This is a genomic window from Aurantiacibacter aquimixticola (assembly GCF_003605475.1).
Classification (GTDB): Bacteria; Pseudomonadota; Alphaproteobacteria; order Sphingomonadales; family Sphingomonadaceae; genus Alteraurantiacibacter; species Alteraurantiacibacter aquimixticola_B.
On the sequence record NZ_RAHX01000001.1, the window covers coordinates 1726288 to 1749147 of the forward strand.

Consider the following 22860-nt stretch of genomic DNA (forward strand, 5'->3'; position numbering starts at 1 on the left):
CGGATGCATGCAGTTCCGCCGCTCAGCGAACCTCGTAAGGCGTCAGACCGCGACCGAGGCGATTTTCATCCACGCCGCCCATCTGCCCGGACCAATCGGCGACGAACACCGTATTGCGCTCGACACCGGGCGCGAGCCGTGCGTCGTTGCCGACCACGCGCAGGTCGGAGGAATTGTTACCGCCTCCTTCCGCTGCGACTGCGATGAAGGCGGAATAGTTCTCCTTGTCCTGCCCCTGCACGAACCAGTTGTTGCTGATCTGGCCGGAAGCGCCACCTGGCAGGTCGATCATGTAATTTGTCGCGCGGCCCGCGGCATCATCGAAGCTGTTCGCCGCGATAGCGACCTGCGCCGCGCGCGACTTGACGTAATGCCCTCCGCGACCCTGCTCGAAGCGCGAATTCGTGATCCGCACCTGCCCGAGATCGCCGGTATAGACCGAATGCGCACAGCCGCCCGCGCCCTCGCACGTGCCCAGCCGGGTGAAGGTCGAGCGGTCGATAATGAGTTGCGCCGACGAGTCGCTGGCGGTCAGAATGCCCTGCTGACTGTCGCGGAACCAGCTTTCGGCAACGGTCAGATTGCCGGTTTCGAGCCGAATGCCCGCACCGTTGAAATCGGGCACGCGCATGTTTTCGAACACGAGGCCGGAGATTTCCGCGCCGCGCCCGCGCAACACGAGCGCGGCCTTCCCCTCACATGTCACGCCGTCGAACACGGCCGAACCGATATCGCTCGCGAGATAGGAGATCGTCCCCGCCGTTTGCACTACGCATTGTTCATGGCGACCTGGCGCAATGGCAATGGTGCCTCTTGCATCGCCGATCGCGTCGACCGCATCCTGTAGCCGGTCGAAGCTTTGGCCCGTCTCGAGGACGCGGTAGGGCGCGGGACGATCCTGCGCCAATAGCGCCGCCGCCGGAATGGCGATCACCGCCATGGCCGCGATGGCAAGCGTCGCGCGCAGGTGCCGCCGTGTGGCTTGGGGACAGGCCAGTGTCATTGCGAGGCTCGGCCTAGCGGATAATGGTTAACGCCCCGGTATCATCCGGGCGGCCTTATCCGCGCCAGCGCCAGCCACCACGGGTGTGCCGCTTGGCAAGCCAGAGGAACGGGATGGTGAGCGCGAGGATGGCGGCCATGCTCACCACAAGGCCGATGCGCTGCGCCGACATGGCGATGAAGATTACGCTCGCCAGGTAAGCGACGAGAAGCACCCATCCTTGCCACGCGCAAGGCAGGCCCGCCCCGTAGCCGAATGCCTTCGGCTCAAACCACGGCTCCGTGCCTGTCAGGGCTTTCCACACATCACTCTCCTTTTGTGGGGCGTCCGCGCTTCGCGCGCGGCGTCACCGGCACGTCAATGCCGCGCTTCTTCAGCGCTTCGCGCATCAGGACTTCGATCTCGGCGTTCACCGAGCGCAGTTCCTTGGCAGCGAGACGCTCCACCGCATCGTGGAGCGCCGGATCGAGCCGCAGCGCGAACGCTTTCGTTGGTTTCGGCTTCGCGGCCATTGGCAGCTACTGGTAAAGCGACCCTGCATTGACGACCGGGTTCACATCCCGCTCGCCGCACAGCACCACCATGAGGTTCGACACCATGGCCGCGCGCCGTTCGTCATCGAGATGCACGATATCGTCGGCGCTCAGCTTCTCCAGCGCCATTTCTACCATGCTGACCGCGCCCATCACCAGCTTGGCACGCGCAGCGATCACCGCTTCGGCCTGCTGACGGCGCAGCATCGCTCCGGCAATCTCGCTCGCATAGGCCAGGTGTGTCAGGCTGGCTTCGTCCACCACGACGCCGGCGGGGGCCAGCCGCTCGTTGAACTCGGCCTGCAATTCGGAATTCACGACGTCCGGGCTGCCGCGCAGCGTTGTCTCGTTTTCCTCGAAATCGTCATAGGGATGGCGCGCACCGACCGTGCGCAGGCCCGCCTCGATCTGGATGTTCACGAATTCCTTGTAATCATCGACATCGAACACCGCCTGTGCCGTGTCCTTCACGCGCCACACCACGTTGCAGGCAATGTCGACCGGGTTGCCGCGCTTGTCATTGATTTTGATCCGTTCGGAATGGATATTGTGCGCGCGCACGCTCACCTTCTTCTTGCCCATCCACGGCCAGATCCAGCGAAGGCCTTCGGTACGATCGGTTCCACGATATTCGCCGAATAGCGTGATGACTGCGCCCTGATTGGGCTGGATCATGTAGAAACCGATGGAAGCGAATAGGCTGACGAAGAAGGTGATCACGCAGGCCCACATCGGCACGGCAAAGGCGGCGCCCATGTCTTTCAAATCCATCGCCATCACGAACAGCCAGACGGCCACGCCAAGCAGGGCGAGCGTGACTGCCAGCATCAGAAATCCGTTGAAGCCGCTCGCCGAGCGCTCCCGGCTACGCACCATTGGCGTGTGTTCGTCGATCATCCCATGTCCTCCTGTTCAATAAATATGATATCACTATTATATCGCTTATCAGGTTTTGGCAAGGATGATCGCTTCAATCTTCAGTGGTCCCGCACCGCTTTCAGAAAAGCGCCTCCATAGGCGGCAAGCTTTTTCTCTCCCACGCCCGGCAGTGCGGAGAGTTCGGCCAGCGAGGAAGGCCGGGTGGCGGCGATTTCGCGAAGCACCGCATCGTGGAAGATCACGTAGGGTGGGACGCCCGCTTCCACCGCAAGATCGCGGCGCAAGGTGCGCAGTGCATCGAACAGCGGATCGCCAACCGGATTCGGCGTCTGATCGCCACGGCTCTTGCGCCGACGCTCTCGCTTGGGCGGCAGGACGATTTCGACCTCGCGCTCGCCTGTCAGGATGGCGCGGGCCTCGCCCGCCAGCTCGAGCCCGCCATGGGCATTCGCCACCAGCGCGCCCTGAGCCTGCAGCGCGCGGGCGAGCGGCTTGAGTAGCGGGGCGTCTTCTTCCGCGACGATGCCGAAGACCGATAGATCGTCATGTCCGCGCTGGCGCACTCGCTCATCCGCATCTCCCGTTAGCACCTTGGCCAGATGGCCGAGGCCGTAGCTCTGGCCCGTGCGATAGGCGGCGGAGAGCAGCTTGCGCGCCAGCTCGGTGGCGTCGGCAACCTTGGGCGGATTGAGGCAATTGTCGCAATTGCCACAGATCTGCGGCGGATCTTCGCCGAAATGGCGCAGCAGCACCGCTCGGCGACATCCCGGCGTCTCCACGAGGCCCGCCAGCGCATCAAGGCGAGCGCGCTCGCCGGCCTGCCGTGCATTTTCCATCTCTCCGAGGCGCTGACGTGCGGTGGCGAAATCGCCAGCGCCCCACAGCATGACGGCGCGCGCGGGATCGCCATCCCGCCCGGCTCGCCCCGTTTCCTGGTAATAGCCCTCGATGGATTTCGGAATGCCCGCATGCGCGACGAAGCGGACATCCGGTTTGTCGATCCCCATGCCGAACGCCACTGTGGCGACGATCACCATGTCCTCGCTGGCGACGAAAGCGGCCTGGTTCTCGCTGCGGACCTGCGGATCGAGTCCGGCGTGATAGGGGCGCACCGGCCTTCCAGTCTGCTCGCCGAGCTGCTGGGCCAGTTTCTCGACCCGCGCCCTGGTGGGGGCATAGACAATGCCCGGCCCGGGCGTCGCCGCCATCAATTCTGCGACTTGTTTGGCCGCATTCGTGCGCTGGCCGATCTCGTAGCGGATATTGGGCCGGTCGAAGCCCGCCAGCACGAGGCCGTCTTCAGGGACACCCAGCTGGGTGAGGATGTCGGCCCGAGTGTGCGCATCCGCGGTCGCGGTCAGGGCCAGGCGCGGGACATGCGCGAACGCGTCCATCAACGGGCGCAGCTGGCGATAGTCCGGGCGAAAATCGTGGCCCCATTCGGAAACGCAATGGGCCTCGTCCACTGCGAAGAGCGCCAGCGGTGCGCTCTTCAACAGATCGCGAAATCCGGGCTGCGAAGCGCGTTCGGGCGCCACATAGAGCAGGTCCAGATCGCCTGCCCTGAAGGCATCCATGGTCTCACGCCAATCGGCATCGACGCTGGTGAGTGTCGCTGCCCGAATCCCGTTCGCCCGGGCGCTGCGCAGCTGATCGTGCATCAAGGCGATCAGCGGCGAAATGACGATGCAGGTGCCCTCGAGCATGACGGCGGGAAGTTGATATGTCAGCGATTTGCCCGCGCCCGTTGGCATGACAGCCAGCGTCGATTCCCCGCCGAGCACGCGCGCCAGCACGTCCTCCTGCGCGCCGCGAAAGCTCTCATAACCGAAAATTCGCCTCAGTTCCTCGCGCGCGTTGTCGAGATTGGGCGAGGCAAGGCTGGCTGTGGAGGACATGGCGCTCCGTCTGCCAGATCGGTCCTCTCGCCGCCAGCCGGGCATAAGCGCGTTTCCACGTGCGGCGCGCCGCGCTATGGCGGTGCCGGACCCACCACAGGATGAGAGTACCTGACATGAAGAAACTTGCATTCGCCACCGTCGCCGCCGCTTTCGCGCTCAGCGCATGCGGGGAGTCCACCGATGCTTCCGAAGAAGCGGTGCCCGACACGGTCGAAGTGGAAGCCGATGAAGCCATGGCCGACATGCCCGAGCCCGTCGAGGACGACGCAGGCACTGCGATGACCGACGAGGAAGTCGAAACAAACTTGAATGTCGGCGAGGAAGAGGCTGAGGCCGCTGCCGACCGCGCGACCGAGACCGTCGACGATGCACTCGCCGCGGCAGAAGCCGCAAGCGCCGAGATGGAAGGCGAAACCGAGGTCGAAGCCGAAGACTGATGCCACCGCGCCGCACCCTCGGTCTGCTGGCCCTGGGTGCGGCGCTGGCCGCATGCGGCGACACGGCTGCGCGCGAACCTGCCGTGGAGCCGGTGCATGAAAACGAGAGCCGCGCCCTCGCCGATGCCGCCGCCATGCTCGAAGAGCGGCCCGAGGATGGTATCGAGTGAAACTGGATCGCAAGTTTTGCGTATGATAGACTGCGCATGATGACCGAGCTTGCCGAAAAAGAGCGCCTTGGCGCCGATCGCGCGGAAGATTATTCCGCGCTTCCCGAAATTTCGCTCGACGTCTTCACCGCGCCGCTGAAGCGGCCAGAGCATGTCGGGCATGACTGGCTCGAACCGAAGCAGACCGAATACACGTCCGAAGACGACCGCATCTGGGACGATCTGTTCGCTCGCCAGATGGGGATACTGCCCGGGCGCGCTTGCTCCGCCATGCTCGAAGGGCTGGAGAAACTCGATCTCGGCAAGGGCGGCGTGCCCGATTTCGGTGAGCTTTCCGAAGAGCTCGGCAAGCGCACCGGCTGGAGCGTCGTGCCGGTGCCAATGCTCATCCCCGATCACGTGTTTTTCTGGCATCTTGCCAACAGGCGTTTCCCGGCAGGCAATTTTATTCGCACACGCGAGACATTCGATTACATCCAAGAACCGGACGTCTTTCACGACGTCTTCGGGCACGTGCCGCTGCTGACCGATCCGGTGTTTGCCGACTACATGCAGGAATATGGCCGCGCCGGATGGAAGGCGATGCGCTACAACCGGCTGAAAGCACTCGGTGCCCTCTACTGGTATACGGTCGAATTCGGTCTGATCATGGAAAATGGCGAGCCGCGCATCTTCGGCGCGGGCATATCGTCAGGGCCCACCGAGGCAGTTTTCGCGCTGGAAGCGGAAAGCCCCAATCGCATCATGCTGAACGTGGACCGCGTTATGCGTACCGATTATGTGATCGACGACCTGCAACCGACTTATTTCGTGATCGAGAGCTTCGACGACCTCTATCGGCAGACGGTGGAGCGCGACTTCGACCGACTTTATCGCAGTCTCGGCCCAAGCTTTACCTACGCCAATTCGGCCATCATCGATGTCGACAATGTGCTGCAGCGCGGCACGCAGGAATATTTTCTTCGTGGCGGTCGTGGTTCTTCGGCGGATCCCGTCTGAGGCAAAGCGAAGTTCGACACGGCGACAAAAAACCGGCGCTGGATCGCTCCAGCGCCGGTCTTTCGTAAGTCGGAAAAACCGAACTTACATTTCGTCGATTTCGTCGGCCTGCTCTTCCATGGACTCTTCCATGGCGTCGGTCTGGTCGTCCATCGCGTCGGCCTGCTCGTCGGTGATGGCACCTTCGGCTTCCATCTCGTTGACCTGCGCGTCGCGGGTATCTTCCATCTCTTCGATGTTTTCTTCGGCTTCGTTTTCGGCGGCGCTGTCACAAGCGGCAACACCGAGGCCGAGAGCGGCGGCGGAAGCGAAAGCAATAATCTTCTTCATTTTTATTCCCCTTCAAAAGGCGAGGCGGCCCAACCGGGTCGCCTCGAAAAAGAATGACCCGGCTTCCGGGCATTCCCGACTCGCTTAACGCAAAATGCGTCGTTGCAACAGGTTCAGGAAAAAAAGTGCGATGAGTGCGCCGAAAACGGACACGAACAGAGCGCCGACACTGTAGCGAGCCGACACCAGATCGCCGGCACCGATGGCGGGGGCGAACAGCAATCCCCCCAGTAGTGCACCCGCTACGCCCGAAGCAAGATGCTGCTGCATGCATCCCATGTCGCCCTCACGGCACTGCAGAAAAGCGGTGAGCCATCCCAGAATACCTCCGACAACAATCATGAACACAATGCCCATCGGGCCAATTCCTTGTGATACCTTCCTTCGCTCAAACACGTGCGAAAGTCGGTAGTTCCAAGCAATTGCGACGAATGGAGTGCGCAGATCAGAAGAAAGCCAGCAGCGCGGCGCCCATCGCGATGCGATAGACGACGAACACCATCATCGACGCTTTCTTCAGGAAATTCATGAGGAACGCCATGGTGAGGAACGCCGCGACGAAGGTCAGCGCGCCGGTAATGATCGCTTCCTGCAACAATGCACCATCGGCCGCCAGCAGGTCTGGGACGATCAACACGCCCGCACCAGCCACGGCAGGGATCGACAGGAGAAAGGAGAAGCGCGCCGCCTCCACCCGCTCGAAACCGAGCGCGCGGGCAGCCGTCATCGTCACGCCGGAGCGGCTGGTGCCGGGAATCAGCGCAAGTGCCTGCGCAATGCCGACGAGCAGTCCGTCCTTCCACGTCATGTCTTCATAACTGCGGTGGGTCGGGCCGAACTTGTCCGCGAGGCCAAGCAGGATCCCGTAAACGATGAGGTTCACCGCGATCAGGTCCGTGAAACGCAGCGAAGCGAGCAGGTCGTCATCGACGACGGTCAAGCCGAACCAAGCCTCGGCAATCGAATTCAGAAAACCCAACTTGATGGAGAGGCCGAGGATGACCGCCGGAATCGTGCCGAGGATGATCCACCAGAAGAGCCGCTTTTCCCGCGGAGCGCTGCCGATGCCGATCGTGGCGAAACCTCCGCGCGCCAGGCCCGCCACGTCCTTGAAGAAATACACGATGATCGCGAGCAGCGAGCCGACATGAACCGCGATGTCCAGCATCGGGCCCTGATCTTCCGCTCCGGTGAAAACCGGCACCAGGATCAAGTGGCCGGAGGAGGAGATCGGCAGAAATTCGGTGACCCCCTGCACGATGGCGAGAATCAGCATCTGGAGGAAAGTCATGCGCGGGCGGCGTCCCTGATAGTCGGCGCTTTCGGAAGTCTCAGCGCCTCATACGAGAAGGGGGCGAAGTCAACCCTCGCCCCCTCCGATCGATATTCCGTTCGATACACTTACCAGATGCGGATGCGATCTTGCGGCGCCAGGTACAGATCGTCGTCAGCCGTCACGTTGAACGCATCGTACCACGCGTCGAGGTGACGCACCGCATTGTTGAGGCGGAATTCGCCCGGCGGGTGGTTGGCCGTCATCACGCGGTTGCGCAGCGATTCCTCGCGCTCCATCGAACGCCAGATCTGTGCATAGCCGAGGAAGAAGCGCTGGTCGCCGGTCAACCCGTCGATCACAGGGGCCTCCTCGCCATTCAGCGAAAGGCGATAGGCGTTATAGGCCATCTGCAAGCCGACCACGTCGCCCAGCGTTTCGCCCATGGACTGGCCGGCACGCAGGCAGACCGGGCCTTCCGGGCTGTCGACCGGGCAATAGCTTTCAATGAATTCGCCCATCCGCTGGGTGAACTGCTCGAAGCCTTCGCGGTCTTCGTCCTGCCACCAGTTCCGCAGCGTGCCTGATGCATCGTATTGCGAACCCTGATCGTCGTAGCCGTGGCCGATCTCATGACCGATCACCGCGCCGATACCGCCATAGTTCACGGCCGGATCGTTGTCCGCATCGAAGAAAGGACGCTGCAGGATCGCGGCCGGGAAGACAATGCGATTGGTCAGCGGAGAATAATACGCATTCACCGTCTGCGGCAGCATGCCCCACTCGCTGGGGTCCACCTTCGTGCCGAGGCGCGAAAGGTTGTCGGCAATGCCCCATGCGCGCGCATTGATGGCATTGGCCAACGGGTCGTCCGCCGAGATCTCGAGGCCTTCATAGGTCTCGAACTCGTCCGGATAGCCGACCATCGGCACGAAGCCCTCGAGCTTGCCCCGCGCTTCGGTCACGGTCGCGGGCGTCATCCACTCGTTCGCGTCGAGCGACATGGACATGGCGCGCGAGAGATTGCCGACGAGCTCCTCCATCTGCGCCTTGCTGGCAGCGGGGAAATACCGCTCGACATAGAGCGCGCCGAGCTGCTCGCCCAACTGGCCCTGTACGGCAGAGATTGCACGCTTCCATCGGTCCTGCTGCACTTCCTGGCCGCCGATGGTGCGGCCGTAGAAATCGAACACCGCCTCGTCGAGATCGCTGCTGAGCAGGGACGCATTCCCGGCGAGAAACTGCACGGCCATGTAGGCTTTCAGGGTCGCCAGCGGTGTCTCGGTCAGCAGCTCCATCATGGCCGGCAAGCCGCCGCCCATCATTGCCAGCTGCGCTTCGGTGAGGCCGAGTTCTTCGACCTCCTCCTCGGTCGGAAGGATCTGACTGGTAAGGAAGCGCGTTTCATTGCCGAAACCGCCGGTCTCGATCACGGTATCGATAGGGAAATCCCCGGCCATCTCGCGCAGCTGATCCGGCGTCAATTCGTTGTAGATCAGCTGCGGCAGGCGCAGCATCTGGCGCGCCCATTCCAGCTCCGCCACGTCGCGCTCGAAAGCGTAGACCGAGCGGGCCGCTCCGGCGGCGTCCTCGTAACCGGCAGCGGTGAGCATCGTGGTCAGATAATCGACATATTTCTCGCGGATTTCCAGATTGCTCTCGGAATCGATGAGATAATAGTCGCGATCGGGCAGGCCCATGCCATCGAACCCGACTCGCGCAACATATTCGGTCGGGTTGCGGGCATCTGCGCCTACGCTCAAGCTGACGAGACCGGCATAGGCGGGCTCTTCGAACAGGGCGGCCAGTTCGGTCAGGTTCTGGGCCGAGTAGATTTCCTGTAGATAGGGCTGCGCCGGAGCGAGACCCGTGGCGTCGATCGCTTCGACGTCGTAATATGCGTTATAAGCGTCGACGATGCGGCGGGCGGTGGTGCCTTGCGCGGGGTTCGAAGCGAGCAAGTCGTTCATCAGCGTGCGAACGTCCTCGCGCGACTGCTCGCCCAGCAGATCGAAGGCCCCGAAGCGGGATCGGTCCGCCGGAATTTCGTTCTCGCGGATCCACTTGCCGTTGACATAGGCGTTGAAATTGTCGCCCGGATCCACCTCGGTGTCGATGGCGTCGAGCCCGACGCCCCACGTACCGAAGTTCATTTCCGGCAGTTCGTTCGTGTCGTCCTGCGCCATGGCGGGCGCGGCAAGCATCAGCCCGACGGCGGATACGGTAGTCGTAAGCATTGTGCGGATCATGCGATCTGTCCCCAAAACAAGTTGTGCGTTGAATTTTCTGGCTTCGGCCCGGCTGCTGCCTTGGTCGCGAAGAGCGTGCAGGCGCGCCGGTTTCTGTCGTTACCTTATCGATTAAGCGTCGATTCTACTCGGCGCAAGCTTTACACGGCCTGACGCGGGCGCGCCTTCAGGCGACGGCGGCTTCGTCGAATTGCAACGAGGCGAGCCGGGCGTAGAGACCGCCCGCACCAGTCAGAGTGGCATGATCGCCCTGCTCGACAATGCGGCCATCCTCCATCACGACGATCCGATCCGCGGCCCGGACCGTGGCAAGGCGGTGGGCGATGACGAGCGTGGTGCGATCCGCCATCAGCTTTTCCAGCGCATCCTGCACCAGCCGCTCGCTTTCGGCATCGAGCGCGCTCGTGGCTTCGTCCAGCAGCAGGATCGGCGCATCGCGCAGCAAGGCGCGGGCGATGGCAAGGCGCTGGCGCTGTCCACCGGAAAGGCGCGCGCCCCCTTCGCCCAGGAAGGTCTCGAGCCCGTCCGGCAAGGCGCGCAGGAAGTCCTCCGCATTGGCCGCGCGTGCCGCACCCCAGATCGCATCCTCCGTCGCGTCCCACGCGCCGTAACGCAAATTGTCGCGCGCGCTGGCAGCAAACAGGATCCCTTCCTGCGGCACGATCGCCATGCGGCGGCGAATATCCGCGGGATCGGCCTCGGTCAGCTTGACGCCGTCGAGCTTGATGGTGCCGTGCTGGGGATCGTAGAACCGCTCCGACAGCTGGAAGATCGTCGATTTGCCGGCACCCGATGGGCCGACGATTGCGACCGTTTCCCCCGGCTCCACCGTCAGCGTGAAGTCGCGGATCGCGCACTCATCTGGGCGTGTGGGGTAGCAGAAAGTGACATTGTCGAAGGCGAGCGCGCCGCGCGGCGGCTCCGGCAGCGATTGCGGGCGGGCGGGTGCAAAGATCTCCGGCTCGGCGTCGAGCAATTCGCGCAGGCGACTGGCCGCACCAGAACCACGCAGCAGGTCACCGAACACCTCTGTGAGCGCCCCGGCAGACCCGGCGACTACCATACTGGCAAAAACGAATGCCGTTATTGTGCCACCCGTGAGCTCGCCCGTCGTTACCAGAATTGCACCACGCCACAGCAGGAGAGTGATCGCTCCCATAATCAGCGTCATCAGGATTGCCGTCATCAAAGCGCGAATGATTATGCGGCGACGCGCTACATCGAAGGTTTTTTCCACTGCGGCGCCGAAGCGCGAACCTTCGCGTCGCTCCTGATTGAAACCCTGCACGATCTTCATCGCGGACAGTGTCTCCGTTACCATTGCGCCAACATCGGCCACTCGATCCTGACTCGTTCGGCTGATATCCCGTAGCTTGCGCCCGAATATAGCGATTGGCGCGACCACCAAGGGTATTCCTGCCACCAGCCAAACAGCCAATTGCGGAGCGAGCCAGAAGAGGGCACCGGTGCCAAGCACAGCTGTAATGACGTTACGCAAAGCAACGGAGATGGTCGTCCCTACCACCATCTCGATGATAGCCGTATCGGCGACCATGCGGCTTGAAATCTCTTTGGGGCTGTTCCCTTCGAAAAATCCCGGAGATAGGCGCAACAGGTTATCGTAAACCTTTGTGCGGATGTCTGCGACCACCCGCTCGCCCACCCAACTTACGAAATAGAAGCGTACCGCCGTCGTCGCGCCGAAGATGACAACCAGCCACAGCAGATAGCTGAACCAGCGGTCGATATCGCCATCGCCGGTGAACCCGCGATCCACGATCAACCGGATCGCATTCGGCAACGCTAGCGAGAATATCGTTGCGGAGATCAAAAGAGCGGCCAACGCGATACCGACCTGAACGGGATACTTCTTCGCTTCGCGCCATATCATCCGCAAAGGGCCCAGCGTCTTGGCGGGCTTGGCGTCGTCGATGGGGTGCTGGGTGGCCATTTGCGCCCGGCCCTAGACCAAAGCGGAGCGCTCTTGAAGCGACTCTTCGTCCACATGGACAGAACCCGTTCGCCTCATGCCGCGTTGCAACATGAAACGAATCCATGCATGCTCCGTCGCCGACGCTTCCCGGCAGACGGAAGTGCGGGTTCGCAGCGGCCGCCACGGCCACCCACAGGGGACAATCTTGCTCTATTCCGCTTACGAAATGCAGAAGGCCTGGCTGAGCTCGGCCAGCAACATGGCCGCGGTCGGTGCGCGCCTGCTCGACAATCCGGCCCTGCCCATGGGCTATTTCGGCATGGGGCCGATGGCGGCGAGCGCGCTGAAACTGTTCGCGCATCTCTATGAGGAGCGGGGCAAGCCCGATTTCGATCTCCAGCCGGTGCAGAAAGACGGGAAGGCGTTCTCGGTCAACGAAGCGGTCGTCTTCGAAAAGCCGTTCGGAAACCTGCGACGCTTCGTGCGCGACGATTTGCCGGATGATGCGCCCAAGCTGCTGATCGTAGCGCCAATGAGCGGGCACTATGCCACGCTCCTGCGCGGCACGGTGCAGCGCATGGTCGAAAACCAGCAGGTGTGGATCACCGATTGGGCGGACGCCCGCATGGTGCCGACCGATGCCGGACGTTTCGATCTCGACGATTACATCGATTACCTTATCGAGTTCCTGCAGTTCATCGGGCCGGACACCCATGTGCTCGCCGTATGCCAGCCCTCCGTTCCTGCTTTCGCGGCGACGGCGGTGATGGCCGCGGAGGGCGATCCCTGCCGACCCAAGACGCTGACGATGATGGGCGGCCCGATCGACACCCGCGCCAGCCCGACCAGTGTGAACGATCTGGCCATGGAAAAGCCGCTCAGCTGGTTCGAGAACAACGTCATCGCAACCGTGCCGTTCAATTACCCGGGCACCGGTCGAAAGGTTTATCCCGGTTTTCTGCAGCTTGCCGGCTTCATCAGCATGAATCTCGCCGATCACATGATGAGCCATTACGAAATGTTCAAACACATGACGCTGGGCGATCAGGACAGCGCCGATCGCACCAAGCTGTTCTACGATGAATATCTCTCGGTCTGCGACATGACGGCGGAATTCTACCTGCAGACGATCGAGCATGTGTTTCAGGAGCACTCGCTGCCGAAGGGCGAATTCGTGCATCGCGGCAAAGCCATCGATCCCGATGCTATTCGCGATACCGCGCTCCTCGCAATCGAGGGTGAGCTCGACGATATTTCGGGCATCGGCCAGACGCGCGCGGCACTCGACTTGGCCGAGCATCTGCCGATGGCGAAAAAGAAATATCACCTTGCGCGCGATTGCGGGCATTACGGCATTTTCAACGGCAGCAAATGGCGCGACCGGATCGCGCCAGTGGTCGAGGAATGGATGCGGAGCGCCTAGGTCTCGATCTCTCGCCGACCGAACACTTTGCGCAGCAATCTGCGCAGCGCGAGGGTCAGTCCGATGGCAATAGCCGTGAGAACGACCGCCACGCCCACTGCCGCCCACGGATATTCATACACGAACCAAAGCAGCCCGACGGTCGCCACATCTTCCGCGGTGGACATGGCGACATTGCTTACCGGTTCGGGTGAGGTGTTGATCGCGGCCCGCGCACCCGCCTTGCCGCCATGCGCCAGGAGGGCGCCGCCACCGCCCGCAAGAAATGCGATGACCTGCAGCGCCGGATCGCCCGGATCGACGATCGCCAGCGCCAGAAGCGCGCCACCTATCGGGCGCACCAGCGTATGGGCCGTGTCCCACGCGCTGTCCAACCACGGCACCTTGTCGGCGAAGAATTCCGCCGCAGCGCCCAGCCCGGCAATGCCGAGCACCCACGGATTGGCCAGAACCTGCAGCGACTCCAGATGATCGGGCAGGGGAACGATACCGCTGCGCATCGCCAGCCCTGTCCCCAGCACGACAAGGTAGAGCCGCCATCCCGCCAGCAGGCTGGCGCTGGCGGCGATGCCGAGAATTTCGACGATGCCGAGACTTGCGGGCGCATCCATGGCGGTGAGTATCGGCCCAGCCTGCGCGAATGTCGAGAGGCGCTCAGCCCGCTACCGGCTGGCGCGAGGCGGCGAGCTTTTCGGCGACAGGGGACGGGGCGAAGCCATGGCGATCCTGCTTCCACTGACTCCACAGCGCGCATTGCATCGCGATCAGCAGGAAGATGAAGGATTGGTACGCGATGCCGACAAAGGCCGCGCCGACGAGGAAGATGACCTGCGCATGCTGCAGCGTCGTGGCGAGATCGAACATCCATTCGTCGCGATCCGCCTGCCCCGGACGCTCACGTCGGCGGATGCGCTCCATCTGCCACAGGCCGAGCCCATGCAGCGCCAGCCATAGGCCGAGGCCGATCCAGCCCTGCTCTCCCAGCATCTCGAAATAGGAAGAGTGGTAGGCGCGCGCTTCATCGGTCACTTCCTGATAAGTGATGCGCCGATTGTTTCCGTCGCCCTCGATCTGCGGCATCTCGTAGGTGAAGCTGTTCTCGCGATAAGCATCGAACCCGCCGCCTGCCGGATTGGCGAGCGCGTAATGGTAGGTCCATTTCCATACTTCGAGCCGCGTCGATGCGCTTTCATCGGAGCGGAAGCCGGTGATGGTGCTCATGCGCTCTGTATATTCGGCGGGCAGGAACGGGATGGAGGCGACCAGCGCACCGCCCGCGAGTCCAGCGAACATGAAGCGGTGCCGCACCTGCCTCAGCATCAGAACGCCCAGCACGCCGATGCAGACCAGGCCCGTCCGCGCGCCCGTTCCGACCGGGATAAGCAGGCAGGCGAAAATGGTGGCAAGAGCGAAGATCCACACCGCGCGGCCCGGCGCGAAGATCGTGCCGCGCTTCGCCAGAAACAGGATGAGGGGAATGGTGGCGATGGCGGCAGTCGAAATGATCGATCCTTCGTAGATCCCCGAATTCTCATCGACCAGCAGCGTAAGCGTGCCGTAACCGCCGCCGCCGAAAGCGGTCTTGATCCCGCCATTGATGGCGATGGCGGCAATGGAAAGGGCGAAGATGAGCACGGCGCTTTCGAGACGCAGCCGCGTGCGCAGCGTAAGCGGCAGGAAAGCGCCGAAGAACATGCTCTTCCACACCCAGCTCCACTTTTCCCATGCACTATCCTGAAAGACTGCGCCGAGCGTCGTGTACCCGCACCACGCCAGCAGGGCCACGATCAGCGCCTGTCGCAGGGTGAACCGACTGCCTTCCTTGCTGTCGAGCAACACGTAACCCGCAAAAGCGGCGATGAATGTCACCAGCGACAGCGAAAGCGAACGAATGACGCCCCAGCCGATCAGCTGCGGGGACACGATATCGACATAGATGTAGAGCAGCACCCATAGGAAAGGCCGCTTGAACCCCATCGCGATGACGGCGGCGACGAAAGCTAGGAGGACGAGATCACGCATCGCGGCGCTCGCCCGGCTCGTTCTTCAACCAGGGCCGCTTCGTCTTCGCGGCATCGGGATCGCCGGAATCGAGATCGTCGCGAAAGAGCAACCGCCAGCACGCGGCCAAGATCAGGCCGTGCGTGAGAGCGATGGTGAAAATGTCGATCACGAGCGATGCGTCCGGTCAGCTGCGGGAATATGCGCGTTACCCGCAAGCTCTTGACGCGCCGTTAAGCACAATCTGGCAAAGCGCGATGCGATGACCCGGATCCTGCACATCCTCGATCACTCGCTGCCCATGCATAGCGGCTACACCTTCCGCACCCGTGCGATCATGTCCGCGCAGGCGCGCATGGGGCTGGACGTGCGCGGGCTCACGGGACTGCGTCACACGGCGGATGGACCGAACATGGAGCAGGTGGACGGGCTTACCTTTCATCGCACGGCGGGTGAGGCAAGCGGCCCGCCCGGGCTTCGCGAATGGCGCGAAATCGGCGCGCTTGCCGATGCGATCGCTACGCTTGCACGCGAGTGGCGGCCCGATGTGCTGCACGCGCATTCGCCGGCGCTGGGCGGGCTCGCCGCCTCTCGAGCGGGCAAGCGGCTGGGCATTCCGGTCGTCTATGAAATCCGCGCGTTCTGGGAGGATGCTGCCGTCGGCAATCTCGCATCGCGCGAAGGGTCGCTCAAATATCGGCTGACACGCCGGCTCGAGAACATGGCGGTGGCCGGGGCCGACGCCGTCTTCACCATCTGTAAAGGGCTCAAGAGCGATCTCGTTGCGCGCGGTGTCGCGGCTGGAAAGATCGGCATCATGCCGAATGGTGTCGATCTCACTCTGTTCGGAGACCCTGCAGCACCCGACCCCGAACTCGCCGCACAGCTCGGCCTCGGGAATGGACCGGTGATCGGCTTTATCGGCAGTTTCTACGATTACGAAGGGCTGGACGATCTGATCGACGCCATGCCGCTGCTGGTGCAGCGCCATCCAGATGCGCGGCTGCTGCTGGTCGGTGGCGGCCCGATGGAGGACATGTTGCGTATGCAGGCGGCCACTTCTCCGGCTTGCGATGCCATCATATTCACCGGGCGCGTGCCGCATGACGAGGTCGAGAAATATTACGCGCTGATGGATGTGATGGCCTATCCCCGCAAACGCAGCCGGCTGACCGATCTCGTCACACCGCTCAAGCCATTGGAGGCGATGGCGCAGATGAAGCTGGTGGCGGCGAGCGATGTGGGCGGGCACCGCGAGCTGATGTCGCATGACGACACCGGCACGCTCTTCGCGCCCGACGATCCCGCCGCCTGCGCCGCGGCGCTCGCCGATCTGCTGGACGCGCGCGGCGATTGGCCCGCCATGCGGGAGCGCGCGCTGACCCATGTGCGCATGCGGCACGACTGGGATGCCAATGTGCGCAATTATCTGCCTGTTTACCAAGCGCTGATAGGCGAAGGCGTGAACGGACGGGATCTTACCGCCGCGTAGCAACACGCAAGGATCAGGGCAGAGCATGTTCAGCTCCGAATATGAAAACATGAATACGGCCCGCAAACCGCCGGTCAGCGCGCATCCTGCATTCCCCGCGGTCGTCGCGCTGTGGTTTGCCGCACTGTTCGGTGTCGGCATGATGATCGTTCCGGCCCATGTCCTCGAAACGCTGGTGGCGCGCACCGGCCTTGCTGCTGCCCTCCCCGCCGCAGCACCGCCGCTCGGCGACACGGCCCGGATCGCGATCGCGTCTGTTGCAGCACTGCTGGGAGCTGTGCTGGGCTACCTTGCGGCGAAGCGCCTTGGCAGAACGAATGCGCGCCCGGTCGAAATCGAGGACGAGGCCGATCCCCTGGGCGAGGAAGTGGCCTTCACGTTTGAAGAATTGCCCTCCGATGAAGAGCCGATGCAACGCCCGCGCCGCCGCGCGCTCGCGCTGACGGAAGACGAGCGCCCTGCCGAAGACCCGCTCGCCCAGAAAGCACCCGTGACAGAGCAAGACGAAGTGCCGGTTGGAATCGCCCCGCATATCGACTTGCCGGACACGCAACCCAGCGAAACGATCGCGGAAGAAGCGCCGGGCATTGAAAACGAAACCGCCGTAACGATCGATCCGGTAGAAGTCGACGATCAAGTGCCGGTGCCAGAGAAAGAGGAAGCCGCCGACGAACCGGAGAATATCGTCGAAGGCACCGCGGCTCCACCGCCCTCCTTTCCGCCGTCACTGACTTGCGAATCTGCACAGGACAACGATGAAGCGGCACCCGCCTCCGATCCAGCCCCCAATCGCGAAGAGTCGGCATCGGCGAAGCAGCCCGGCCTGGTTCAGCTCGTCCAGAAGCTGGAAGCCACCCTCGAGCGGCACCGCAACTGGCGCGCGGAACGTGAAGCCGCCGGAGACCCGGTGCCACCGCCTGCGGCCCTGCCGGTCGCAATGCCTGCTGCTACAGCCATCGGCGCGGATTACGGCCCCGCCACCGTTCAGACCGCGATTGCGGCCACTGCGACCTATCTCGGCATGGACGTAGCGCCCATCGAGAACGGCACGCCGCCGCGTGAGGTGAAAGTTCCTACGTCGGAACAGCCCTTCGCGGCCTTTGCGGCGGTCGAGACCGGCAGTCTGCTTGCGGCCGACGATATCGGCGACGATGACGCTCTGGCCGAACTCAACGCGTCGCTGGCTCTGCCACGCGTCCAAGAGGCGGATGAGGCCATTGAGCACTCGGACCCAGTCGCCGACGATGAGGCGAATGAGGATGCGCCGACTCCGCCCACGCCGCTGCGCCGGGCCTCGAACGACGATCATGACCGCGCCTTGCGCGATGCCATCATGAACTTGCAACGCATGGGGAAGTAGGCCGCTTCCGCCACATGCTACGCAGCGCATATTGCGCTGCACCAAAAACTTGCAAAACGTGTTTCCTGTCGCCATGACGGGGTTTCGCGAAATTTTCGTGCAGCTCCGCGCTGTGATTTCGCGTTTCGTTACCGATGAAACCGGTTCCGAAGCGCGCTTCCCGGATGCTGCGCCTCAGGAAGAGAGCCGAGTTTGACCGAGTATCCGCCCCGCCAAGGCCTGTATGACAGCGTCAATGAACACGACAATTGCGGCATGGGCTTCGTCGCCCATATCCGGGGCGAGAAATCCCACGGCATCATCGGCCAGGCGCTGGAAATTCTCGCCAATCTCGATCATCGCGGCGCCGTCGGAGCGGACCCGCTGCTGGGCGATGGCGCGGGCATCCTCCTGCAGATCCCTGACAGGCTCTACCGCCGCTGGGCGGATGGCGAGGGGCTGACGCTTCCGCCGCCGGGCGATTATGCGGTTGCCATGTGCTTCATGCCGCAGCAGGCCGAAGCGCGCAGCTTCATCACCGAGCAATTCGAGAAATTCATCGCCAAGGAAGGCCAGCGCCTGATCGGCTGGCGCGATGTGCCCACGACGACAGCAGGGCTCGGCAAGGCGGTGCTCGATAGCATGCCAATGATCCGCCAGTGCTTCATCGCGCGTGGGCCGAATTGCGCCGATCAGGATGCGTTCGAGCGCAAGCTGATCGTCATCCGCAAGCAGACGCAGAACCCGCTCGCCGAGCTGGCCGAAAAGCACGATATGCCAGAGCTCGTGAAGCTCTACATGCCGAGCTTTTCCAGCCGCACGGTCGTCTATAAGGGCCTGTTGCTGGCGAACCAGGTGGGCAGCTTCTACGATGATCTGCGCGATCCCGACTGCGAGAGCGCCATCGGCCTCGTCCACCAGCGCTTCTCCACCAACACCTTCCCCAGCTGGCGGCTCGCCCAGCCCTTCCGCCTGATCTGTCACAATGGCGAGATCAATACGGTGCGCGGAAACGTGAACTGGATGAATGCGCGGCGCCGCACCATGGAAAGCGAATTGCTCGGTGCCGATCTCGACAAGCTGTGGCCTATCGTCCCGCACGGGCAGAGCGATACGGCCTGCCTCGACAACGCGCTCGAACTGCTGCTGCTCGGCGGATACAGCCTTGCCCATGCAATGATGATGCTGATCCCCGAAGCATGGTCCAAGAACGATCTGATGGATGCCAAGCGCCGGGCGTTCTACGAATATCACGCCGCGCTGATGGAGCCGTGGGACGGCCCTGCCGCCGTTGCCTTCACCGATGGCCGGCAGATCGCCGCCACGCTCGATCGCAACGGCCTTCGCCCGGCGCGCTATTGCGTCACCAAGGACGATCTGTGCATCTGCGCCAGCGAAAGCGGCGTGCTGCCGATCTCAGAAGAAGACATCGTGCGCAAATGGCGGCTGCAGCCGGGGCGCATGCTGCTGATCGATCTCGAAGAAGGCCGCATCATCGAGGACGAGGAGCTGAAGGCGAAGCTAGCCGCGGCGCACCCATACGAGGAATGGCTGGACGCCGCGCAATACAAGCTGCGCGATCTCGAAGCGATCGAGACCGATGCCGAGGCGGTGCACGAGCACGAGGTGTCTCTGCTCGATCGCCAGCAGGCCTTCGGCTATACACAGGAGGATATCTCCCGCTTCCTCGAACCCATGGCCGTGAAGGGCGACGATCCCATCGGTTCGATGGGCACGGACACGCCCATCGCCGTCCTCTCCAAGCGCAGCCGCCTGCTTTACGACTACTTCAAGCAGAACTTCGCGCAGGTCACTAATCCGCCGATCGACCCGATCCGGGAAGAACTGGTGATGAGCCTTCTGACCATGGTCGGCCCGCGCCCGAACCTGCTCGGGCGCGAGGCGGGCACGCATCGCCGCCTGGAAATCAGCCAGCCGATTTTGACCAATCGCGGGATGGAGAAAATCCGCTCGGTGGAAGCGAGCCTCGACGGCGCGTTCCGCACCGAAACCATCGACATCACCTGGGATGCGGCGAGCGGGGCCGAGGGCCTCGAAATGGCGATCAAGGAAATGTGCTGGGCCGCGACGGAGGCGGTGCTGCAGGACAGGAATATTCTTATCCTGTCGGACCGGGCGCAGGGTCCGGATCGCATCCCAATGCCCGCCCTGCTCGCCACCGCAGCCGTGCATCACCAGCTTGTGCGTCAGGGGCTGCGCATGCAGACCGGCATCGTCGTCGAAACGGGCGAGGCGCGTGAAGTGCACCATTTCTGCGTGCTGGCAGGCTACGGCGCGGAAGCCATCAACCCCTATCTCGCCTTCGAAACGCTGGAAGATATCCGCCAGCGCAAGGCGCCTGAACTCTCCGCCGAACAGGTTGAGCAGAATTACGTGAAAGCGGTCGGCAAGGGCATCATGAAGGTGATGTCCAAGATGGGCATCTCCACCTACCAGTCCTATTGCGGCGCGCAGATCTTCGATGCGGTCGGCCTGTCGTCCGAATTCGTCGAGCGCTTCTTTACCCGCACCGCCACCACGATCGAGGGCATCGGCCTTCCCGAAGTGGCGCGCGAGACGGTGCGCCGCCATGAAGAGGCCTATGGCGACAATCCCGTGCTGGCCAACATGCTCGATGTCGGCGGCATCTACCAATATCGCCTGCGCGGCGAGGAGCATGCCTGGACGCCCGCCAATATCGCGCAGCTGCAGCATGCCGTGCGCGGCGAGCCGGGCATGGATGCGAAGCAGAAATACGATGCCTTCGCTGCCAGCGTGAACGAGCAGAGCGAACGCTTGCTGACGATCCGCGGGCTGATGGAATTGAAGACGGCGGACGAGGCGATCCCGCTGGAGGAGGTCGAGCCCGCCGAGGAGATCGTGAAGCGCTTCAGCACCGGGGCCATGAGCCTGGGCTCGATCAGCCACGAAGCGCATTCGACGATGGCGATTGCGATGAACAGGATCGGCGGGCGCTCCAACACCGGTGAAGGCGGGGAAGAACCTTTCCGGTTCAAGCCGCTGGAAAACGGCGATTCCATGCGCAGCCGGATCAAGCAGGTCGCCAGCGGGCGCTTCGGCGTCACGACCGAATACCTCGCCAATTCGGACGATATCCAGATCAAGATGGCGCAAGGCGCGAAGCCCGGCGAAGGCGGCCAGTTGCCGGGCCACAAGGTTGACAAGCGCATTGGCAAGGTGCGCCATTCGACTCCGGGCGTGGGCCTCATCTCGCCTCCGCCGCATCACGATATCTACTCGATCGAGGATCTTGCCCAGCTGATCCACGACCTGAAGAACGTGAACCCCGATGCCCGCATCTCGGTGAAGCTCGTTTCCGAAGTGGGCGTCGGCACCGTGGCCGCAGGCGTTTCCAAGGCGCGGGCCGACCACGTGACCATCTCCGGCTATGAGGGCGGCACGGGCGCATCCCCGCTCACCAGCCTGACCCATGCGGGTAGCCCGTGGGAGATCGGCCTCGCCGAAACGCAGCAGACGCTGCTCCTCAACAATCTGCGCAGCCGCATCGCCGTGCAGGTGGATGGCGGGCTGCGCACCGGGCGCGATGTCGCGATCGGCGCGCTTCTGGGCGCGGACGAATTCGGCTTCGCCACTGCCCCGCTGATCGCTGCAGGCTGCATCATGATGAGGAAGTGCCACCTCAACACCTGCCCCGTCGGCGTGGCGACGCAAAACCCCGAACTCCGCAAGCTGTTCGTCGGGCAGCCCGAGCACGTGATCAATTACTTCTTCTTCGTCGCCGAGGAATTGCGCACCATCATGGCGCAAATGGGCTTCCGCACCGTGGAGGAAATGATCGGCAGGGTGGACCGGATCGATATGAACCGTGCCATTCGCCACTGGAAGGCCGATGGCGTCGATCTCTCCCGGCTGTTGCACACGGTCGAGCCGCCCGAGGGAAAGACGCTCTTCCATACCGAGGAGCAGGATCACGGCCTCGGTGCCGCGCTCGACGTGCAGCTGATCGAGGACTGCAAGCAGGCCATCGCCAGCGCCGCGCCGGTGCAGCGCGAATATGCAATCCGCAACGTCAATCGCACCGTCGGCGCAATGCTGTCTGGCGAGATCGCGAAGGCGCACGGCCATGCCGGCCTGCCCGCCGATACGATCCGCCTCGATTTCACCGGCACGGCTGGGCAAAGCTTCGGCGCGTGGCTCGCCCACGGCGTCACGCTCGATCTCACCGGAGACGCGAACGACTATGTCGGCAAGGGCCTGTCAGGCGGCCGGGTGATCGTGCGGCAGCCCAAAGGCGTCTCACGCAAACCGGACGAGAACATCATCGTCGGCAACACCGTCCTTTACGGCGCGATCTCGGGCGAGGCCTATCTCGCTGGCGTCGCGGGGGAGCGCTTCGCGGTGCGCAATTCGGGCGCGGTCGCCGTGGTCGAGGGAACGGGCGATCACGGCTGCGAATACATGACCGGCGGTGTCGTCGCCGTGCTCGGGCCTACGGGGCGCAACTTCGCCGCGGGCATGAGCGGCGGCGTGGCCTATGTCTACGATCCCGATGGCGATTTCCGGCAGCGCTGCAACACGGCGCAGGTCGATCTCGAAGCGATTGCGGCGGATGTCGACGAGCCCGAGGGAACCGGCCTGCCGCAACAGCGTGCGAACCACGTGGACGATCTGGGCATGGGCGATCCGCTCTATCATGACGCGGCGCGGCTGCGCGTGCTGCTGGAGCGGCACAAGCTGCACACAGGTTCGACCCGCGCCGAAGCGCTGCTCGCCGATTTCGACGGCGCGCTTGGCAAATTCGTCAAGGTCATGCCGAAGGGTTACGCCCGCGCGCTGCGACAACTCGAAGCCGAGCGCGAGCAAGCCGCCACCGTGGCGGCGGAATGAATTAGTCGCCCACCCCCAGCCCCTCCCGC

General features: G+C 63.3%; 20 protein-coding genes. 7 read left to right on the plus strand and 13 right to left on the minus strand.

The window, feature by feature from the left end:
• Positions 1-22: 22 nt before the first annotated feature.
• The 5 genes from D6201_RS08680 to recQ all read right to left on the minus strand — a co-directional run bounded on the left by D6201_RS08680 (position 23) and on the right by recQ (position 4313).
• Positions 23-1003 (minus strand): right-handed parallel beta-helix repeat-containing protein, encoded by a 981-nt coding sequence (locus tag D6201_RS08680; protein WP_242447492.1) that lies wholly within the window; start codon positions 1001-1003, stop codon positions 23-25.
• A 55-nt stretch (positions 1004-1058) separates the two neighbouring features.
• Positions 1059-1307 carry a hypothetical protein gene (locus D6201_RS08685; protein ID WP_242447493.1) on the minus strand — a complete coding sequence of 83 codons (249 nt, stop codon included), beginning with the start codon at positions 1305-1307 and terminating at the stop codon, positions 1059-1061.
• 1 nt (position 1308) lies between these two features.
• Positions 1309-1515, minus strand: coding sequence for a type II toxin-antitoxin system antitoxin (locus tag D6201_RS08690; protein ID WP_120048430.1), 207 nt, complete (start codon positions 1513-1515; stop codon positions 1309-1311).
• A 6-nt stretch (positions 1516-1521) separates the two neighbouring features.
• Positions 1522-2433: an SPFH domain-containing protein gene (locus tag D6201_RS08695; RefSeq protein WP_120048431.1), complete on the minus strand. Its 912-nt coding sequence runs from the start codon at positions 2431-2433 to the stop codon at positions 1522-1524.
• Positions 2434-2513: 80 nt separating this feature from the next.
• On the minus strand, positions 2514-4313 hold the full coding sequence (recQ, locus tag D6201_RS08700) for a DNA helicase RecQ (RefSeq protein ID WP_120048432.1): 1800 nt from the start codon (positions 4311-4313) through the stop codon (positions 2514-2516).
• Positions 4314-4429: 116 nt separating this feature from the next.
• Between recQ and D6201_RS08705 the strand changes: the two genes are divergently transcribed.
• The 3 genes from D6201_RS08705 to phhA are packed head-to-tail and all read left to right on the plus strand — an operon-like array spanning position 4430 to position 5922.
• Positions 4430-4753 (plus strand): hypothetical protein, encoded by a 324-nt coding sequence (locus tag D6201_RS08705; protein WP_120048433.1) that lies wholly within the window; start codon positions 4430-4432, stop codon positions 4751-4753.
• Complete coding sequence (locus D6201_RS12960) at positions 4753-4923, plus strand: hypothetical protein (protein ID WP_165853527.1); 171 nt, start codon at positions 4753-4755, stop codon at positions 4921-4923. Before D6201_RS08705 ends, D6201_RS12960 begins: the two co-directional genes overlap by 1 nt.
• A gap of 36 nt (positions 4924-4959) precedes the next feature.
• Complete coding sequence (phhA, locus tag D6201_RS08710; protein WP_422664698.1) at positions 4960-5922, plus strand: phenylalanine 4-monooxygenase; 963 nt, start codon at positions 4960-4962, stop codon at positions 5920-5922.
• A gap of 84 nt (positions 5923-6006) precedes the next feature.
• On the opposite strand, the gene D6201_RS08715 is transcribed toward phhA, so the two are convergent.
• The 5 genes from D6201_RS08715 to D6201_RS08735 form a co-directional block, all read right to left on the minus strand.
• Entirely contained in the window at positions 6007-6252 is a 246-nt protein-coding gene (locus D6201_RS08715; protein WP_120048434.1) for a hypothetical protein, read from the minus strand.
• A gap of 84 nt (positions 6253-6336) precedes the next feature.
• Complete coding sequence (locus tag D6201_RS08720) at positions 6337-6609, minus strand: GlsB/YeaQ/YmgE family stress response membrane protein (RefSeq protein WP_120048435.1); 273 nt, start codon at positions 6607-6609, stop codon at positions 6337-6339.
• Positions 6610-6697: 88 nt separating this feature from the next.
• Positions 6698-7543 carry an undecaprenyl-diphosphate phosphatase gene (locus tag D6201_RS08725; protein WP_120048436.1) on the minus strand — a complete coding sequence of 282 codons (846 nt, stop codon included), beginning with the start codon at positions 7541-7543 and terminating at the stop codon, positions 6698-6700.
• Positions 7544-7653: 110 nt separating this feature from the next.
• Positions 7654-9774 carry a M13 family metallopeptidase gene (locus D6201_RS08730; protein WP_120048437.1) on the minus strand — a complete coding sequence of 707 codons (2121 nt, stop codon included), beginning with the start codon at positions 9772-9774 and terminating at the stop codon, positions 7654-7656.
• Positions 9775-9940: 166 nt separating this feature from the next.
• Positions 9941-11725, minus strand: coding sequence for an ABC transporter transmembrane domain-containing protein (locus tag D6201_RS08735; protein WP_120048438.1), 1785 nt, complete (start codon positions 11723-11725; stop codon positions 9941-9943).
• A gap of 187 nt (positions 11726-11912) precedes the next feature.
• Here D6201_RS08735 and D6201_RS08740 point away from each other — a divergent pair, with 187 nt between their 5' ends.
• Positions 11913-13130: a polyhydroxyalkanoate depolymerase gene (locus D6201_RS08740; protein ID WP_120048439.1), complete on the plus strand. Its 1218-nt coding sequence runs from the start codon at positions 11913-11915 to the stop codon at positions 13128-13130.
• Here D6201_RS08740 and D6201_RS08745 read toward each other — a convergent pair.
• The 3 genes from D6201_RS08745 to D6201_RS12965 are packed head-to-tail and all read right to left on the minus strand — an operon-like array spanning position 13127 to position 15303.
• Complete coding sequence (locus D6201_RS08745) at positions 13127-13741, minus strand: DUF4126 domain-containing protein (RefSeq protein WP_120048440.1); 615 nt, start codon at positions 13739-13741, stop codon at positions 13127-13129. The two genes, D6201_RS08740 and D6201_RS08745, sit on opposite strands and share 4 nt — an antisense overlap.
• Positions 13742-13784: 43 nt before the next feature.
• On the minus strand, positions 13785-15152 hold the full coding sequence (locus tag D6201_RS08750; protein WP_120048441.1) for a putative O-glycosylation ligase, exosortase A system-associated: 1368 nt from the start codon (positions 15150-15152) through the stop codon (positions 13785-13787).
• A complete protein-coding gene (locus D6201_RS12965; protein ID WP_165853528.1) occupies positions 15145-15303 on the minus strand; it encodes a hypothetical protein in 159 nt (52 codons plus the stop codon). Before D6201_RS12965 ends, D6201_RS08750 begins: the two co-directional genes overlap by 8 nt.
• A 90-nt stretch (positions 15304-15393) precedes the next feature.
• On the opposite strand from D6201_RS12965, the gene D6201_RS08755 reads away from it, so the two are divergent.
• From D6201_RS08755 to gltB, 3 genes are all read left to right on the plus strand, one after another.
• The gene (locus tag D6201_RS08755) at positions 15394-16623 is read left to right on the plus strand and encodes a TIGR04063 family PEP-CTERM/XrtA system glycosyltransferase (RefSeq protein ID WP_120048442.1); all 1230 of its coding nucleotides are present in this window, start codon (positions 15394-15396) and stop codon (positions 16621-16623) included.
• Between the two features lie 25 nt (positions 16624-16648).
• Positions 16649-17983: a hypothetical protein gene (locus tag D6201_RS08760; protein ID WP_120048443.1), complete on the plus strand. Its 1335-nt coding sequence runs from the start codon at positions 16649-16651 to the stop codon at positions 17981-17983.
• A gap of 192 nt (positions 17984-18175) precedes the next feature.
• Positions 18176-22831 (plus strand): glutamate synthase large subunit, encoded by a 4656-nt coding sequence (gltB, locus tag D6201_RS08765; RefSeq protein ID WP_120048444.1) that lies wholly within the window; start codon positions 18176-18178, stop codon positions 22829-22831.
• Positions 22832-22860 lie beyond the last annotated feature (29 nt).